Annotated in this window: 16 protein-coding genes; 11 read left to right on the forward strand and 5 right to left on the reverse strand. The window is 67.2% G+C overall.

Annotated elements, in window-relative coordinates:
• Positions 1-106 precede the first annotated feature (106 nt).
• Together glmU and L5G28_RS18555 are read left to right on the forward strand one after the other, a co-directional pair.
• On the forward strand, positions 107-1,579 hold the full coding sequence (glmU, locus tag L5G28_RS18550; protein WP_237002817.1) for a bifunctional UDP-N-acetylglucosamine diphosphorylase/glucosamine-1-phosphate N-acetyltransferase GlmU: 1,473 nt from the start codon (positions 107-109) through the stop codon (positions 1,577-1,579).
• A gap of 3 nt (positions 1,580-1,582) precedes the next feature.
• The gene (locus tag L5G28_RS18555; protein WP_236999124.1) at positions 1,583-2,560 is read left to right on the forward strand and encodes a ribose-phosphate diphosphokinase; all 978 of its coding nucleotides are present in this window, start codon (positions 1,583-1,585) and stop codon (positions 2,558-2,560) included.
• 20 nt (positions 2,561-2,580) lie between these two features.
• Here the strand turns inward: L5G28_RS18555 and L5G28_RS18560 are convergent, their stop codons facing one another.
• Positions 2,581-3,198 carry a hypothetical protein gene (locus L5G28_RS18560; RefSeq protein ID WP_237002818.1) on the reverse strand — a complete coding sequence of 206 codons (618 nt, stop codon included), beginning with the start codon at positions 3,196-3,198 and terminating at the stop codon, positions 2,581-2,583.
• A gap of 43 nt (positions 3,199-3,241) precedes the next feature.
• Between L5G28_RS18560 and arsC the strand changes: the two genes are divergently transcribed.
• The gene (gene arsC / locus L5G28_RS18565; RefSeq protein ID WP_237002819.1) at positions 3,242-3,583 is read left to right on the forward strand and encodes an arsenate reductase (glutaredoxin); all 342 of its coding nucleotides are present in this window, start codon (positions 3,242-3,244) and stop codon (positions 3,581-3,583) included.
• Positions 3,584-3,586: 3 nt separating this feature from the next.
• On the opposite strand, the gene L5G28_RS18570 is transcribed toward arsC, so the two are convergent.
• Positions 3,587-4,024 (reverse strand): limonene-1,2-epoxide hydrolase family protein, encoded by a 438-nt coding sequence (locus L5G28_RS18570; protein ID WP_237002820.1) that lies wholly within the window; start codon positions 4,022-4,024, stop codon positions 3,587-3,589.
• 163 nt (positions 4,025-4,187) lie between these two features.
• Here L5G28_RS18570 and L5G28_RS18575 point away from each other — a divergent pair, with 163 nt between their 5' ends.
• The 5 genes from L5G28_RS18575 to L5G28_RS18595 all read left to right on the forward strand — a co-directional run bounded on the left by L5G28_RS18575 (position 4,188) and on the right by L5G28_RS18595 (position 9,253).
• A complete protein-coding gene (locus tag L5G28_RS18575) occupies positions 4,188-4,799 on the forward strand; it encodes a 50S ribosomal protein L25/general stress protein Ctc (protein WP_237002821.1) in 612 nt (203 codons plus the stop codon).
• The gene (pth, locus tag L5G28_RS18580; protein WP_237002822.1) at positions 4,800-5,366 is read left to right on the forward strand and encodes an aminoacyl-tRNA hydrolase; all 567 of its coding nucleotides are present in this window, start codon (positions 4,800-4,802) and stop codon (positions 5,364-5,366) included.
• A 109-nt stretch (positions 5,367-5,475) separates the two neighbouring features.
• Positions 5,476-6,813 carry a GH1 family beta-glucosidase gene (locus tag L5G28_RS18585; RefSeq protein ID WP_237002823.1) on the forward strand — a complete coding sequence of 446 codons (1,338 nt, stop codon included), beginning with the start codon at positions 5,476-5,478 and terminating at the stop codon, positions 6,811-6,813.
• Positions 6,810-8,060 carry an MFS transporter gene (locus L5G28_RS18590; protein WP_237002824.1) on the forward strand — a complete coding sequence of 417 codons (1,251 nt, stop codon included), beginning with the start codon at positions 6,810-6,812 and terminating at the stop codon, positions 8,058-8,060. The genes L5G28_RS18585 and L5G28_RS18590 overlap by 4 nt, the downstream gene beginning before the upstream one ends.
• 122 nt (positions 8,061-8,182) lie before the next feature.
• Positions 8,183-9,253 carry a beta-ketoacyl-ACP synthase 3 gene (locus L5G28_RS18595; protein WP_237002888.1) on the forward strand — a complete coding sequence of 357 codons (1,071 nt, stop codon included), beginning with the start codon at positions 8,183-8,185 and terminating at the stop codon, positions 9,251-9,253.
• 40 nt (positions 9,254-9,293) lie between these two features.
• Here the strand turns inward: L5G28_RS18595 and L5G28_RS18600 are convergent, their stop codons facing one another.
• From L5G28_RS18600 to L5G28_RS18610, 3 genes are all read right to left on the reverse strand, one after another.
• Complete coding sequence (locus L5G28_RS18600; protein WP_237002825.1) at positions 9,294-10,055, reverse strand: ABC transporter permease; 762 nt, start codon at positions 10,053-10,055, stop codon at positions 9,294-9,296.
• Positions 10,055-11,068 carry an ATP-binding cassette domain-containing protein gene (locus L5G28_RS18605; RefSeq protein ID WP_237002826.1) on the reverse strand — a complete coding sequence of 338 codons (1,014 nt, stop codon included), beginning with the start codon at positions 11,066-11,068 and terminating at the stop codon, positions 10,055-10,057. Before L5G28_RS18605 ends, L5G28_RS18600 begins: the two co-directional genes overlap by 1 nt.
• A 105-nt stretch (positions 11,069-11,173) precedes the next feature.
• Positions 11,174-11,803: a PadR family transcriptional regulator gene (locus L5G28_RS18610; RefSeq protein ID WP_237002827.1), complete on the reverse strand. Its 630-nt coding sequence runs from the start codon at positions 11,801-11,803 to the stop codon at positions 11,174-11,176.
• 86 nt (positions 11,804-11,889) lie between these two features.
• Here L5G28_RS18610 and L5G28_RS18615 point away from each other — a divergent pair, with 86 nt between their 5' ends.
• From L5G28_RS18615 to L5G28_RS18625, 3 genes are all read left to right on the forward strand, one after another.
• Positions 11,890-12,933: a beta-ketoacyl-ACP synthase III gene (locus tag L5G28_RS18615; protein WP_237002828.1), complete on the forward strand. Its 1,044-nt coding sequence runs from the start codon at positions 11,890-11,892 to the stop codon at positions 12,931-12,933.
• A gap of 79 nt (positions 12,934-13,012) precedes the next feature.
• Positions 13,013-14,620, forward strand: coding sequence for a peptide chain release factor 3 (locus tag L5G28_RS18620; RefSeq protein WP_237002829.1), 1,608 nt, complete (start codon positions 13,013-13,015; stop codon positions 14,618-14,620).
• Between the two features lies 1 nt (position 14,621).
• Positions 14,622-15,281 carry a hypothetical protein gene (locus L5G28_RS18625; RefSeq protein ID WP_237002830.1) on the forward strand — a complete coding sequence of 220 codons (660 nt, stop codon included), beginning with the start codon at positions 14,622-14,624 and terminating at the stop codon, positions 15,279-15,281.
• Positions 15,282-15,317 lie beyond the last annotated feature (36 nt).

Consider the following 15,317-nt stretch of genomic DNA (forward strand, 5'->3'; position numbering starts at 1 on the left):
TCGGCGCGAGCTCTCGACCGGCCGGGCGGGGCTCGACGAACAACCGGACCCCGGTGCGTAGGATTTCCTCGGCAGCCGTCAACAGTGTCGAGTGAAGGACCCATCCATGAGCAGACAGCCCGGCCAGACCGGAATCGCGGTCATCGTGCTGGCAGCCGGAGCAGGTACGCGCATGAAGTCGAAGACGCCGAAGATCCTGCACCGCATCGGTGGCCGGTCGCTGGTCGGACACGCCATGCACGGCGCGGACGGTATCTCCCCGAACTCCCTCATCGGCGTGGTTAGTCACGAGCGTGAGAAGGTCAGTGCCGAGATCGACTCCGTCGCAACAGTTCTCGGTCGCAACATCGTGATCGCCGAACAGGAGTCGCCGCTCGGCACGGGCGACGCCGCTCGCGCGGGAATGACCGCGATCCCCGACTTCGACGGGACTGTCCTCGTCACCGTCGCCGATGCTCCCCTGCTCGACGCGCAGACGCTCTCCGAACTCGTGGCGGCACACACCGAGGGCGACGGCGCCGCCGTCACCCTCACCAGCTTCGTCGTCGCCGACCCCACCGGATACGGCCGCATCGTCCGCGGTGCCGACCGGTCGGTCACCGCCATCGTCGAACACAAGGACGCCACCGACGCGCAGCGCGCCATCGACGAGGTGAACGCGGGCATCTACGCCTTCGACGCCGCCGTCCTGCGCGACGCGCTGGCCGGCCTGTCCACCGACAACACCCAGGGCGAGTACTACCTGACCGACGTCGTCGAGATCGCACGGACCGCAGGACGCACCGTGCGCGCCCACGTCGTCGACGATCCCGCCGTCGTCGCAGGCTGCAACGACCGCGCGCAACTCGCCGACCTCGGAGCCGAACTCAACCGTCGCACCGTCCGCCGCCACATGTTGGCCGGCGTCACCGTCGTCGACCCGGCGACCACCTGGATCGACGTCGACGTCGTCCTCGGCCAAGACGTGCACATCGAACCGGGCACCCAGTTGCGCGGACACTGCGTGATCGCCGACGACGCCGTCATCGGCCCCGACACCACCCTCACCGACGTCGTCGTCGGCGAGGGCGCATCGGTGATCCGCACCCACGGTTCAGGTGCGGACATCAAGGCGGGCGCCACCGTCGGCCCCTTCGCCTACCTGCGGCCCGGCACCGACCTCGGCGAGGCAGGCAAGATCGGCGCCTTCGTCGAGACCAAGAACGCACACATCGGCACCGGTACCAAGGTCCCGCACCTCACGTATGTCGGCGACGCCGAGATCGGCGACTACACGAACATCGGCGCGTCGAGCGTCTTCGTCAACTACGACGGCGTGGACAAGCACAGAACGGTCATCGGATCGCACTGCCGGACCGGCTCGGACAACATGTTCGTGGCACCGCTCACGATCGGCGACGGTGTGTACACGGGTGCGGGTACCGTGCTCCGAGGGGACGTTCCATCGGGTGCACTGGCCGTGAGCGCTGGATCACAGCGCATCATTGAAGACTGGGTGCCCACCAAGCGCCCCGGGACGGCTGCCGCCGAGGCTGCGGTCCGAGCCAAGAACGGTCGAGACCAGGAGAATAAGAGCTAGCTGATGAGTTGGACTACCGACAATCAAAAGAACCTCATGCTGTTCGCGGGCCGCGCGCACCCCGAGTTGGCCCAAGCAGTCTCCGACTCCCTCGGCATCCCCGTCACCCCGCAGACGGCCCGCGACTTCGCGAACGGCGAGACCTTCGTGCGCTTCGAGGAATCGGTCCGTGGCAGCGACGCGTTCGTCCTGCAGAGCTGCCCGTACCCGATGAACCAGTGGATCATGGAAACGCTCATCATGATCGACGCGCTCAAGCGCGGGTCGGCCAAACGCATCACCGCGGTTCTGCCGTTCTATCCGTACGCGCGCCAGGACAAGAAGCACCGCGGCCGTGAGCCGATCTCGGCCCGACTCATCGCCGACCTCTTCAAGACCGCGGGCGCAGACCGCATCATCACGGTCGATCTGCACACTGACCAGATCCAGGGCTTCTTCGACGGCCCCGTGGACCACATGCACGCCCAGGGACAGCTCGCCGAGTACGTACGCAACAAGTACGGCACCTCCAACATCTGCGTCGTGTCGCCGGACGCCGGCCGCGTCAAGGTCGGCGAGAAGTGGGCCGACGCCCTCGACGGCGCACCGCTGGCGTTCGTCCACAAGACCCGCGACCCCGATGTGCCGAACCAGATCAAGTCGAACCGAGTGGTCGGCGACGTCGCAGGCAAGACCTGCGTGCTGATCGACGACATGATCGACACCGGCGGCACCATCGCAGGCGCCGTCGACGTCCTCAAGCAGGCGGGCGCGGGCGACGTCGTCATCGCGACCACGCACGGTGTGTTCTCGCATCCGGCCGCCGAGCGTCTCGCCAACTGCGGCGCCTGCGAAGTGGTCGCCACCGACACCCTCCCCATCCCGGACGACAAGCAGTTCGAGAACCTCACCGTCCTCTCGATCGCTCCCCTGCTCGCTCGGACCATCCGCGAGGTCTTCGAGAACGGTTCGGTCACCAGCCTGTTCAACGGGATCGCCTGACCCCGAACGTGTAGTCCCGATCAGCGGCGCGACTGCCGCGCCGCGATCACTACTCCACCACCCACGACGACGACGCCGGCGAGCACCACAAGCGTCACGATCCACCACGATCGCGACCCGCTCCCGGCGTCGTTCGCCGTCTCCGCCCCCGACGCGTCCGGAAGGCCACTGGCCTGCGCCGTACCGGCCAACGGCTCCAGTCGCGGCCCGGCCGACGCAGGCATCGCGGTGGCGCCCAGCCGGGAAATGTTGCTGCACAACGACGCCGCCCACTCCGTCTGTACCGCGGCCGGATCACCGCCGATGGGTGTGCCGCGTGCGAGAGCCAGAGTTCTGGGCTGCCCGATCTCCAATTCGACGCCGCACGACGCACTGCTCGACGAGGTGGCGATCTCGATCCGCTCGTGCACGCGCGTCTTGTAGGAGGCGTCGACCTCGAACTCGTAGACGCGGTCGAGGCCCCGCTCAGACACGCCGACCGCCCGGCCCTGCACGATCGCGCCCGCGTCGGCGGACACCTCGTCCGCCGTCAATGGCAGGCAACTGCACGCACACGCCGAGCCCGGCGACGTACTCGTCGCGCCGACCGCGACGACGACCATCAGCACCGCCAGGATCAGCCGAACCGCGGTTCTCATCTGAGCACCGTAACCCGCAGACGGCACACGGTACGGTTGAACGGTGGACGCAACGATCTATCACAACCCCCGCTGTTCGACGTCGCGCAAGACCCTCGCGAAACTCGAGGACGCCGGAGCCGACGTCACGGTCGTCAAATACCTGACCGACGGGTGGACTCGCGACCAGTTGTCGAAGCTGTTCGCCGACGCCGGGCTCACCGCGAGCCAGGCCGTCCGCAAACGTGAAGCGGCCTACACCGACCTCGGACTCGCCGACGCATCCGACGAGAAGATCCTCGACGCGATGGTCGAACACCCGGTCCTCGTTGAGCGCCCGTTCGTCGTCACCGACAAGGGCACCCGGCTCGCCCGCCCCGTCGAGAACGTCGACGAGATCCTGTAGCGCCTACTTCCCGACGCCGTTGATCCTCCGGTTCAGGGACGGGACGACGACGCCGACGAGGGCGCGGACGATTCCCTTGGTGAAGTCGAAGAAGTCGAAGTAGTCGCGCCAGACTGTGATCCGTCCTTCGCGGACCTCGAAGCGTCCGCACACCCAGAACCGCATGCGGACCGGCCCGAGCTTCAATTCGTCGATGCGTTCGGTGAGGACGACGCCGTCGGCGTCGGCGCTGATCGCGAGGATCTCGACGTCGAAGCCGAATCCCGGCCGATTCAATCCGCGCATGACCGGCGCGAACTTCGCCATCCCACGCACCGTCGGCAGCGACACGTTCGTGTAGACGATGTTCTCGTCGACGTCGGCGAGAGCCGTGTCCAGATCACCGGACGCGAGGCCCGTCAGAAATTGTCGGACCAGGTCAACCGGATTCTGTGACGTCATGACCACATGGTAAGCTACCTGCCGTTGTCTCGGCGAGGGTGATTCGTTCACCGTTATCGGCGCGACTGCGGACTCCTCCACGCCCCTCGGGGCGCACGGTTTCTGCGTGTCGATGCCGCATCGTCGCGGCGCCACCGAACCGAAATCTATTGGAGGACATCACATGTCGGATTCCACTCCGTCGCTCACCGTCGCCGTTCGCACCGGTAAGGGCAAGGGCGCCGCGCGCCGCGCCCGCCGCGACGGCCAGGTCCCCGCGGTCATCTACGGCCACGGTGCCGACCCCCAGCACCTGCTGCTCCCGAAGCTCGAGCTGAACACCATCCTGCGCAACTACGGCCTCAACGCGGTCATCGACCTCGACATCGAGGGCACCAAGCAGCTCGCCCTGGCCCGTCAGGTGGACGTCCACCCGCTGCGCGACTACGTCGAGCACGTCGACTTCCTGCTCGTCCGCCGCGGCGAGAAGGTCATCGTCGACATCCCCGTCATCGTCGAAGGCATCCCGATGGGCGGCACGCTCACCGTGCAGGAAGCCGGTTCGGTCGAGGTCGAGGTCGATGCGCTGGCCATCCCGGAGAACATCGTCGTCGACGTCGAGAACGCCGCGGCAGGCACCATCATCACCGCAGGCGATCTGAACCTGCCGGCCGGTGCGGACCTGGTGACCAACGCCGAGTACGCGATCGTCGCCATCAACGAGGCCAAGTCGGCTGCCACTGCCGAGGACGACGCGGAGGGCGAAGCCGAGGCCGACGAGGCCGCAGCCGAGTAAGTGAAACTCATCGTCGGACTGGGCAATCCCGGTCCAACCTACGAGAAGACCAGGCACAACATCGGCGCCGTGGTCGCCGACAGCCTGGTCTTCTCGTACGGCGAGAAGTACTCGGTGCACAAGCGTTCCGGCGCCGAGACCGCGACCGTACGGATCGGCGACGAACCCGTGATGGTCGCGAAGGCCCGTGCCTACATGAACGTGACCGGACGCCAGATCGGTCCGCTCGCCGCGTACTACTCCGTCGCACCCGCCGATCTGATCGTGTTGCACGACGAGCTCGACATCGATTTCGGCCAGGTCCGGCTCAAGCTGGGCGGTGGCGAGGGCGGCCACAACGGACTGCGCTCGATCACTTCGGCCGTCGGGACCCGCGACTATCTGCGCGTCCGGCTCGGTATCGGCCGTCCGCCCGGGCGACAGGATCCCGCCGACTACGTCCTGAAGGCGTTCCCGTCTGCGGCGAAAGCCGACGTGGAACTGCTGATCGCGAACGGCGTCGACGCCGCCGAGACACTGGTGAAGCATGGACTCGAAGCCGCACAGAACGTCGTCCACACCTGGTAGCGGTACAGCAGTTTCGCCGACTCTTCCCCGTCGGCGTCGCCGATCGGCGATGATGATCTCGACCATTAATTGATCGATCGATCCACATCGCTGTTCGTCAAGGAGCCGCATGCAGGCCGTTCCCGTTCTCCCACACCGCATCCGATGGTCCGCCGCGACGGCGGCATTCCAGGTCGAAGGCGCACGCGCGGAAGGCGGCCGCGGCCGCTCCGTGTGGGACGCCTGGGTCGACACCCCGGGCAAGGTAGTCGACGGCGCCACCGCGGAACCGGGGCCGGACAGCTACCACCGCTGGACCGACGACATCGCGCTCGCCGCAGGCCTCGGCCTGGACCGCTACCGCTTCTCCATCTCGTGGACTCGCGTGCAACCCGACGGAAGCGGCGCCCCCTGCGCCGCCGGGCTCGACTACTACTCACGCCTGGTCGACGACCTCCTCGCTGCGGGCGTGACACCGTTCCCGACCCTCTACCACTGGGACCTGCCGATCCCGCTCCACGAGGCGGGCGGTTGGACAGTCCGCGACATCGTCGGCCGCTTCACCGACTACGCTGACACGGTCGCACAGCGGCTGGGCGACCGAGTCGAGAACTGGTACACGGTCAACGAGCCCGCGATGACCACGCTCGAAGGCTATGCGATCGGTTCGCTCGCGCCCGGCGAGTCCCTCCTCTTCGATGCTCTTCCGACGGCCCACCATCAACTGCTGGCGCACGGTCACGCGGCACGCGTCCTCCGCGAGCACGGCGCCCAGGCTGTCGGCGTCGCCAACAACCACACCCGTGTGCTCGGGCTCCGCGACACCGCCGCCGACGCGGCCGCAGTCGCCGCCTACGACGCGATTCACAACGGCGTGTTCGCCGACCCGATCCTCACTGGCGCATACCCTGACCTGCCCGGGATCGACGTCTCGATGCCGATCGTCGACGGCGACATGGAGGTCATCTCGACGCCGCCGGACTTCTATGCGATCAATTTCTACAATCCGACGACCGTCACCGCACCCGGCCCCGACAACCCGATCCCGTTCGAGATCGTCCCGACACCCGGCGCGCCGGTCACCGGTTTCGGCGACGAGTGGCCGATCGTGCCGAGCGCGCTGCGCGATCTCCTCGTCGGGTTCGCCGAGCGGTACCCGAACCTGCCGCCCGTCGTCATCAGCGAGAACGGTGCGTCGTTCCCCGAACCCGACACCTGCGACGGCCCGATCGACGACGCCGATCGCATCGCCTACCTCGACGGCCATCTCCGTGCGATCGGCGAAGCGATGTCGGCCGGAGTCCGGGTGGACGAGTACACGGTCTGGTCGCTGCTCGACAACTTCGAGTGGGCCGACGGCTACACCCAACGGTTCGGCCTCGCACATGTCGACTTCGCGTCCGCCCGCCGAACACCGAAGTCGTCGTACGACTGGTATCGCCGAGTGATCGCGCAGAATCGCGCGTGAGCGCCGCGGTCCCCGGCGGTCGCCGCTGGATGACGTTGTTCACGCTGGCGTGGCTCGTCATCTGGATGGTCCAACTGACGCCTCTGCAACTACTGCTTCCGTTGCAGTTGGACGACCAGGTGTCCGACGGCGGCGACGAGTGGATCCGTGGCGTCGTCGTCTCCGGACTGATCCTCGGGATCGGCGGACTCGCGGGCGTCGTCGCCGGTCCGTTGGCCGGCGCCGCATCCGATCGCACGGACGGCGCCCGGATGCCGCACGGCCTCGGCGGTCGCCGCCGCATCTGGGCGGTCGGCGGCACGTGGCTGATCGCGGTCTCGTTGATCCTGACCGGTCTCGCACACCGGCCGTGGCTCGTCGGTGTCGCCTGGGTCGGGGTGTGCATCGGCATCGGTATCGCATCGGCCGCATTCGCGGCCCTCATCGCCGACCAGTTGCCGCCGGACAAGCGCGGCGGCGCGTCTGCCGCCATCGGCTCGTCCCAGGCGCTCGGCGTCGTGCTCGGCATCGGCGCCGTCGTCCTCCTCGGGCTCGACGTGCTGCCCGGGTACCTGCTGCTCGCAGTACTGATGGCCGGGGTCGGCACGTGGGCTGCGTTCGGGCTACCCGACCCCGTCGTCCCCCGCGCACAGCTCGCGGTCGGCGTGCACCGGGACCGGTGGGCGTCGTTCCGCGACCGGGACTTCGTGTGGATGCTGACCGGACGACTCGTCACCAACGTCGGAAATGCGCTCGGCACGAGCCTGTTCCTGTTCTTCCTGATGTACGGGCTCGGCCAGCGAGAGTCCGATGCCGAGGACAACCTGCTGGTCCTCGTCGTCGTGTACACCGTCTTCGTCGTCGGCGCATCGATCGTGTCCGGTCTGGTCGCCGATCGTCGCGGACACCGTCGGGCATTGACGGTGGCAGCGGCCCTCGTCCAGTCGGTCGCGGGCATCGTCGTAGTCGCCAGTCCGACGTTCACCGCGACGATGGTCGCGGCGGCGATCATGGGTGTCGGTTACGGCGCATTCTCGACGGCAGGCCTGGCCTTCGCCACCGATCTCCTGCCGTACGCACAGGACCACGGCCGCGACCTCGGCATCGTCAACGTGGCCGCCGCACTCGGCCAACTCCTCGGCCCGGTACTCGGCGCCGGACTGGTCGCGTTGGTCGGCGGATTCTGGCTCGTCTTCGCCGGAGCCTGCGTACTCTCGATCCTCGGCGGACTGATCACTCTGCGCGCCCGGGACCCGAACCTGGTCTGATCGGTCTAATGCCGCAGACGTAGAATTCCCGGAGACTCCGGTCCGACGTGGTACCGGTTCGAGCATGAAGGAATGACCTCTTGGCGACACTGGTAACCCCGCCCTGGAAGCCCGACGTGGCGATGCTCGGCATCGGCGCGTACCGGCCTGCGCGGCTCGTGACGAACGACGAACTCTGCACCGTTCTCGACTCGTCCGACCAGTGGATCTTTGAACGCAGCGGCATTCACAACCGTCGCTGGATCAGCGGTGACGAGTCGATGCGCAGCATGTCGGCCACCGCCGCCGACCGCGCGATCGAGAACTCGGGCATCGACCGCGACCAGGTCGACCTCGTCATCATGGCCACCAGCAGCTGGCCGTACAACGTCCCGCACGGCGCACCGCTCGTCGCGGCCGACATCGGTCTCAACGGCGTCGCCGCGTTCGACGTCTCCGCCGGGTGCGGCGGTTTCGGGTACGCCCTCGGGGTTGCGGCCGACGCGATCCGCGCGGGCGGCGCCACGTACGCCGTCGTCATCGGCGCCGAGACCATGTCCGTCGGCCTGGACGTCACCGACCGGTCGACCGGCTTCATCTTCGGCGACGGCGCAGGCGCGGTCGTCGTCGGTCCGAGCGACACCAACGGCATCTCGCCGATCGAGTCCGGCAGCGACGGCAACAGCGCCGAAGCCATCATTCAGAACTTCGACACCGTCTCGTACATGGCGCGCGCGGTGGAGTACCAGGGCAAGGATCCGGTGACCGATCCGGTCGGCCGCATGGTGATCAGCATGGAGGGCCCGCGCGTCTTCCGATGGGCCGCGATCACCCTGCCGAAGGCGCTGACGACGTTGTTGACGACGTCCGGCGCCGGGGTCGACGACATCGAGGTTTTCATCCCCCATCAGGCCAACGCACGCATCAACGACCTGATGAAGAAGAACCTCGGGTTCGCCGACGACATGCCGATGGCCAATGACATCGAGAACACCGGCAACACATCTGCCGCGTCCATCCCGCTCGCCATGGAGGAGATGCTGGCGACGGGCAAGGCCACGGGCGGCGAGACCGCCCTCATGCTGGGTTTCGGCGCCGGACTGAGCTACGCGGGCGCCGTCGTCACCATGCCTCCTGCGCCGAAGATCACGAGCTTCGACGGCCTCGCCGACGCGAAGCCCGGCCCCCTCGCCACGCACCTTCGTCTCCCATAGGAGCCCGCACCGGGGTCGCGCCCGAGGCAGGAGGGGAGCCCTACGCGTTCTCCTTCCGGAACACGGCGGTCCCCCACCACGTGCCGAGGGCGCTCAAGATCAGCGCGGCGAGAAGACCCCAGCCGACTTGGCTCGATATGACGTCGCCGAGGAACGAACTGCGGACACCGTCGGTGATCCACCGGAACGGGATGAAGTCGCTGATCCGCTGCAGCCAGTCGGGGCCGATCGTCATCGGCAGCAGGATGCCCGAGAGCAGCAGGATCGGCATCATCACCATGTTGATGACCGGTGCCATGACGTCCTCGCTCTTAGTGGTCAACGCCAACGCGTTCGACGCGGCAGCACAGGCTCCGCCGACGAGCAAGGTGATGACGAGGCCGACGAACACCCCGCCGAGCGACCCGCGCATGCCCATCGCGTACCCGAGGCCGACGAGGATGAGCGCCTGGACCAGCAGTTGCAATAGATCGCGCAGGATGCGTCCGAACAACAGTGCCGTGCGGCTGGCCGGAGTCACCCGTTCGGCCTCGATGACGCCCTCGCGCCATTCCCCGATGAGGCTGAAGCCCGCGAACATCGCACCGAAGATGCCCAGCTGGACGAGCAGTCCGGGGACGAAGAAGGTGTAGGCGTTGTCTCCCGCGCCGGGGAACTGCGCGACCAGCGGTGTGAGCAACGGGCCGAACAGCAGCAGGTACATCACCGGCTGCATGATGCCGATCAGCACCCAGGCCGGGTTACGTAGATTCATCCGCAGCTGGCGACGGAACACGACGTACGACTCGGTGGCGAACGCCATCACACGGCCTCCTTCTCGGTGCCGGCGATCGCGTCGGTCGACGAGTCCTCGGCCGGGGTGTCGTCGCGCAGCGAACGACCGGTCAGGGTGAGGAAGACGTCGTCGAGCGTGGGTTTGACGATCTCGATGCCTTCCAGGATGGTGCCGTGCGAGTCCAGGTCGCGGAGAAGACCGGGCACCACCCGGCCCGACCCGCGGACGCGAGCGCTCACCGCAGTGCCGTCGATCTGGACGTCGGTGCCGATCGTTGCGAGCGACGTCGCGGCCCCGGCCACGTGCGCCGCGTCGCCGAACTCGAGCCGAACGAGGTCTCCGGACACCTGCGACTTCAGGTTCTCCGGGGTGTCGGCGGCGACGATGCGACCGTTGTCGATGATGAGAATGCGGTCCGACAGCGCATCGGCCTCGTCGAGATAGTGAGTCGTCAGGAACACGGTGGCTCCCCGGGCCGACCGCAGCTTGGCGATGTGCTCCCACAGATTGGCGCGCGCCTGCGGATCGAGTCCGGTGGTCGGCTCGTCGAGGAACACGAGGGTCGGATCGTGGATCAACCCCATGACGATGTCGAGCCGACGCTTCTGGCCGCCCGACATATTCTTGGGCATGCGATCCCACAGCCCGTCGAGCTGGAGTTCGTCGAACAGCTCTTTGCCTCGGGCGACGGCGTCGCGTCGCGACATCCCGTACAGCTGTCCGTGGTCGCTGACCTCGTCGCCCGCCAATGCCTGCGAGAACGTCGATCCGGCCTGCGACACGTATCCGATGCTGCGTCGGACGTGAACCGGCTGAGTGAGGACGTCATAGCCGTTGACGGTCGCGGTCCCCTCCGTCGGTCGCAGAAGCGTGGTCAGCATCCGGAGCGTGGTGGTCTTTCCCGCACCGTTCGGGCCGAGGAAGCCGACGACTTCTCCTTCGGCGATGTCGAGGTCGACGCCGTCGACCGCGCGGACCTTTTTGGCCTGTTTGCCTCTTCCTGTTGTGAACGTCTGGACGAGTCCCCTGGCGTGGATCATTCGCGAGTCACTTCCTCCGGATTAACCCCGTGCTCAAATTTGATTAACTCAATGATGTTCGCGTCGTTCGAACGTGTCAACAGGTTTAGCAGCAGCCTCCGACAATCATCGTGTGCGCAGCGCACGCAGATATCGGTCGCGCTCGACGAGCATCTCGGTGCCCGGGTCGTCCGAGGGCGGCGCCCACGCCTGGTCGAACGTCGACCGCATGTCGTCCCACTCGTCGAACACGGCGTCGATCCATTCGCGTTCGGTGCACGCCAGCCGGGTCCACAGATCAAGGGTGCGTTTGGCGTGCGGCGGGGAGTACTCGTCGGACCGACCCGCGACCAGTTCGTCGAGGGCGTCGATGAGCGCGGTGCGCCGGTTGGTCAGCGCTGCGCGCGCACGCTGCTCGCCGAGCGTCGGCAACAAGCTGAACGCGGCGAGGAACGCCCGACGGTCGAATACGTTGACCGACTCGATCGATTCGACGATCAACGTCTCCAGCCGCGTCCGTCCTTCCGGCGTGATCTCGTAGACGACGACGTCACGCCCGTCGTCGTCGACAGCCGTCGCACGCAGCAGTCCGTCCTCCGCCAGCCTGCGCAATCCGTGATAAATCGAGCCCGGCCGCGTGCTCGCCCACTCGTCCACCCGCCACGACAGGAGCTCGCGCCGGATCTGGTAGCCGTTCACCGGCTCGAACAGGCTCACCGCGCCGAGCAGTAACAGCCGCGTCGTACCTGCAGACATACCTTTACGGTAGCCGGTACTTCCCGGTAGCCCGGTTTACGTGAGACCGTGAGTAGTCACAGACGGGAACTCAAAGGAGATCGTCCATGGTCCAACTACATGAAGCGACCGGGGTCCAACTGCATGAAGCGACCGGTATCAGCAAGATCGGGATGCTCGGGATCGGCGCGTACCGGCCCGAACGTGTCGTCACCAACGATGAGATCTGCGAGAACATCGACTCGTCCGACGAATGGATCTACACGCGCACCGGGATCAAGTCGCGTCGGTTCGCACGTCGCGACGAGACAGTCGTCGAGATGGGCGTCAACGCCGGCCGCACCGCGATCGCGAACGCACTGCTGTCCGGGGCCGACATCGACGCCGTCATCCTCGCCACGAACACACACCTGCTGCAGACGCCCGCCGGCGCGGTGAAGATCGCGACCGAACTCGGCGCCAACGGTGTCCCGGCGTTCGACGTGACCGTCGGCTGCGCTGGATTCGGCTACGCGATGGCGTTGGCAGGCGACATGGTGCGCGGCGGCAGCGCGACCAACGTGCTCGTCATCGGCGCCGAGCAGTTGTCGGTGACGCTCGACATGACCGATCGCGGCAACTGCTTCATCTTCGGCGACGGCGCAGGCGCCGTCGTGGTCGGCCCGACCGACCAGCAAGAACTCGGCCCGGTGATCTGGGGCAGTGACGGCACCCAGTTCGACGCGATCCGTCAGGACATCGACTGGCTGAGCTACCTCGACGGCGACGACCACGCGCAACGACCGTACATCCGCCTTCAGGGCACCGCCGTCTTCCGGTGGGCCGCGTTCGAGATGGGCAAAGCGGCTCAGCGCGCGCTCGACGTCGCGAAGGTCGACGCCTCCGAGATCGACGTGTTCGTCCCCCACCAGGCGAACACGCGCATCAACGAGTTGCTCGCCAAGAGCCTCAAGTTCCCGGAGTCGACCGTCGTCGCCAACGACATCGAGACCACCGGCAACACGTCTGCGGCGTCGATCCCCCTCGCCATGGAGACCATGCTCTCGACCGGTCAGGCCAAGCCCGGCGACACCGCCCTACTGCTCGGCTACGGCGCGGGTCTGAGCTACGCGGCTCAGGTCGTCACCATGCCGCCGATCCCGTTCGAGTAGCGAGAATCGAATTCGGGGGCGGTAGAACGATCTGCCCCCTCTTTTGCCGCAACGACCTGCGGACCGATAGCGTAGACGAGTGAGTTCCGAGGTCATCGGGCGTGAAGTCAAGCGCCGTCGCACGTTCGCCATCATCTCCCACCCCGACGCCGGTAAGTCGACGATGACCGAGGCGTTGGCGTTGCACGCCCGCATGATCAGCGAGGCCGGCGCCGTGCACGGCAAGGGCGGTCGACGCTCGACGGTGTCGGACTGGATGGAGATGGAGAAGGCGCGCGGCATCTCCGTCAGTTCCACCGCCCTCCAGTTCAAATACTCGGCGTCCGGCGACGACGACGATTTTCCGCACGTCATCAACCTCGTCGACACGCCCGGCCACTCCGACTTCTCCGAGGACACCTACCGCGTGCTGACCGCGGTCGACGCCGCCGTCATGCTGATCGACGCCGCGAAGGGCCTCGAGCCGCAGACACTGAAACTGTTCCAAGTGTGCCGCCACCGCGGCATCCCGGTGATCACCGTCGTCAACAAGTGGGACCGCCCCGGCCAGACGCCGCTGGAACTGATCGACGAGATCAGCGATCGCATCGGCCTCATCCCGACCCCGCTGTACGTCCCGGTCGGCATCGCGGGCGACTACCGCGGCCTGCTCGACCGCCGCACCGGCGAGTACATCAAGTTCACGCGCACCGCAGGCGGCGCGAAGATCGCGCCCGAGGACGTCCTCGACGCCGAGACCGCTCGTGCCACCGAGGGCGCCGCGTGGATCGCGGCAGCCGAGGAGAGCGAACTGCTCGGCGAACTCGGCCAGGATCACGACCAGGAGATGTTCCTGGCAGGCCAGACGTCGCCGATGATCTTCACGTCGGCGATGCTCAACTTCGGTGTCCGCCAACTATTGGAGGCGCTCGTCGAGTTCGCTCCCCCGCCTCGCGGGCGCGTCGCGATCGACGAGAGCACCCGCGAGGTCACCGACCCGTTCAGCGCCGTCGTCTTCAAGGTGCAGGCCGGCATGGACAGCTCGCACCGCGACCGTCTCGCCTACATGCGCATCGTCTCCGGCGAGTTCGAGCGCGGCATGGTGGTCAACCACGCGCAGACCGGGAAACCGTTCGCCACCAAGTACGCGCAAGCCGTCTTCGGCCGCGACCGAGCGACCGTCGACACCGCGTTCCCCGGCGACGTCGTCGGTCTCGTCAACGCGATGGCGCTCGCCCCAGGCGACACCCTCTACCTGGATCCGAAGGTCCAGTTTCCGCCGATCCCGTCGTTCGCGCCCGAACACTTCTCGTCACTGCGCGTGACGACGGCCGACAAGTACAAGCAGTTCCGCAAGGCCATCGACCAACTCGACGCCGAGGGCGTCGTCCAGGTGCTGCGCAACGATCTGCGCGGCGACGCGTCCCCGGTCCTCGCCGCCGTCGGCCCCATGCAGTTCGAGGTCGTGACCGCTCGGATGAAGGCCGAGTTCAACGTCGACACCATCATCGAACCGCTCGGCTATTCACTGGCCCGCCGCACCGATGAGGCGAGCGCACCTGAGCTCACCAAGCAGCGCGGCGTGGAAGTGTTCACCCGCAGCGACGGCGCGATCCTTGCCTTGTTCAGCGACAAATGGCGTCTCCAGTACATCGAGAAGGAACACTCCGACCTCGTCCTGGAACCGCTCGTCGCCGCGGCCGACTGACATGCGCGCGCGGCGGGCGGCGACCCCGGTCGTGTACGCCGTCGCCTGCGCCGTCGCGCTCGCGGCGTGCGGATCGTCCGACCCTGACGAACCGTCGCGCCCGCCGCAGCCGTCCGAGGCGCAGCGGCTCTCCCTCGACGACTGCGACGCCGCCACCCGGACCGGAACAGTCGACCGCAGGGTGCACGGCCTGCGGTACGCGCACGGCGTGATGCAGGTCAGGGTCGAACCGTCCCGCGGCGACGATCAGTGCATCGAGTTCGTGAAATGGGGCAACGCCGCCGTCGGAGTCCCACCCGACACCCTGCTGTTCACTTTCTCGGGAGGCGGAGGTGAGGGCGGCCAGTTCGAGTTCCTGTCGTCCGCCCTCACCGGCGGCCGCATCCCCGGTTCCCCGCCCGCAGGCAAGCTGACGGACCCGATCAGCGCGAAGGTCGGAGTCTCCGTCGACGGCGCCTACTATGCGGCGTCGACCTGTTCGCTGACTCTCACGCAAGTGACCGAACAGCGTGCCACCGGACGCTTCGACTGCCCCGAGGCGATCGAACAGAGCGCGAATCCGTTCTCGCCGTCCGACGACGTCCCGTACGACGACGAACCCGCACCCACGTCGTCACCGCGTACCGCCGACCTCTCCGGACGATTCGACGTGGTGCGGTAGGGACCTCGACCAGTTCGACCAGCAGGAGGAGCGGAC

Source organism: Gordonia liuliyuniae, assembly GCF_021739025.1.
Classification (GTDB): domain Bacteria; phylum Actinomycetota; class Actinomycetes; order Mycobacteriales; family Mycobacteriaceae; genus Gordonia; species Gordonia liuliyuniae.

Excerpts from the sequence above, each read along its gene's own strand:
- glmU (WP_237002817.1), top strand. The coding sequence starts at position 107 with ATGAGCAGACAGCCCGGCCAGACCGGAATCGCGGTCATCGTGCTGGCA.
- L5G28_RS18555 (WP_236999124.1), top strand. The coding sequence starts at position 1,583 with ATGAGTTGGACTACCGACAATCAAAAGAACCTCATGCTGTTCGCGGGC.
- L5G28_RS18575 (WP_237002821.1), top strand. The coding sequence starts at position 4,188 with ATGTCGGATTCCACTCCGTCGCTCACCGTCGCCGTTCGCACCGGTAAG.
- L5G28_RS18625 (WP_237002830.1), top strand. The coding sequence starts at position 14,622 with ATGCGCGCGCGGCGGGCGGCGACCCCGGTCGTGTACGCCGTCGCCTGC.
- L5G28_RS18570 (WP_237002820.1), bottom strand. The coding sequence starts at position 4,024 with ATGACGTCACAGAATCCGGTTGACCTGGTCCGACAATTTCTGACGGGC.
- L5G28_RS18610 (WP_237002827.1), bottom strand. The coding sequence starts at position 11,803 with ATGTCTGCAGGTACGACGCGGCTGTTACTGCTCGGCGCGGTGAGCCTG.
- L5G28_RS18585 (WP_237002823.1), top strand. The coding sequence starts at position 5,476 with ATGCAGGCCGTTCCCGTTCTCCCACACCGCATCCGATGGTCCGCCGCG.
- L5G28_RS18605 (WP_237002826.1), bottom strand. The coding sequence starts at position 11,068 with ATGATCCACGCCAGGGGACTCGTCCAGACGTTCACAACAGGAAGAGGC.
- L5G28_RS18600 (WP_237002825.1), bottom strand. The coding sequence starts at position 10,055 with ATGGCGTTCGCCACCGAGTCGTACGTCGTGTTCCGTCGCCAGCTGCGG.
- L5G28_RS18615 (WP_237002828.1), top strand. The coding sequence starts at position 11,890 with ATGGTCCAACTACATGAAGCGACCGGGGTCCAACTGCATGAAGCGACC.
- L5G28_RS18560 (WP_237002818.1), bottom strand. The coding sequence starts at position 3,198 with ATGAGAACCGCGGTTCGGCTGATCCTGGCGGTGCTGATGGTCGTCGTC.
- L5G28_RS18595 (WP_237002888.1), top strand. The coding sequence starts at position 8,183 with ATGCTCGGCATCGGCGCGTACCGGCCTGCGCGGCTCGTGACGAACGAC.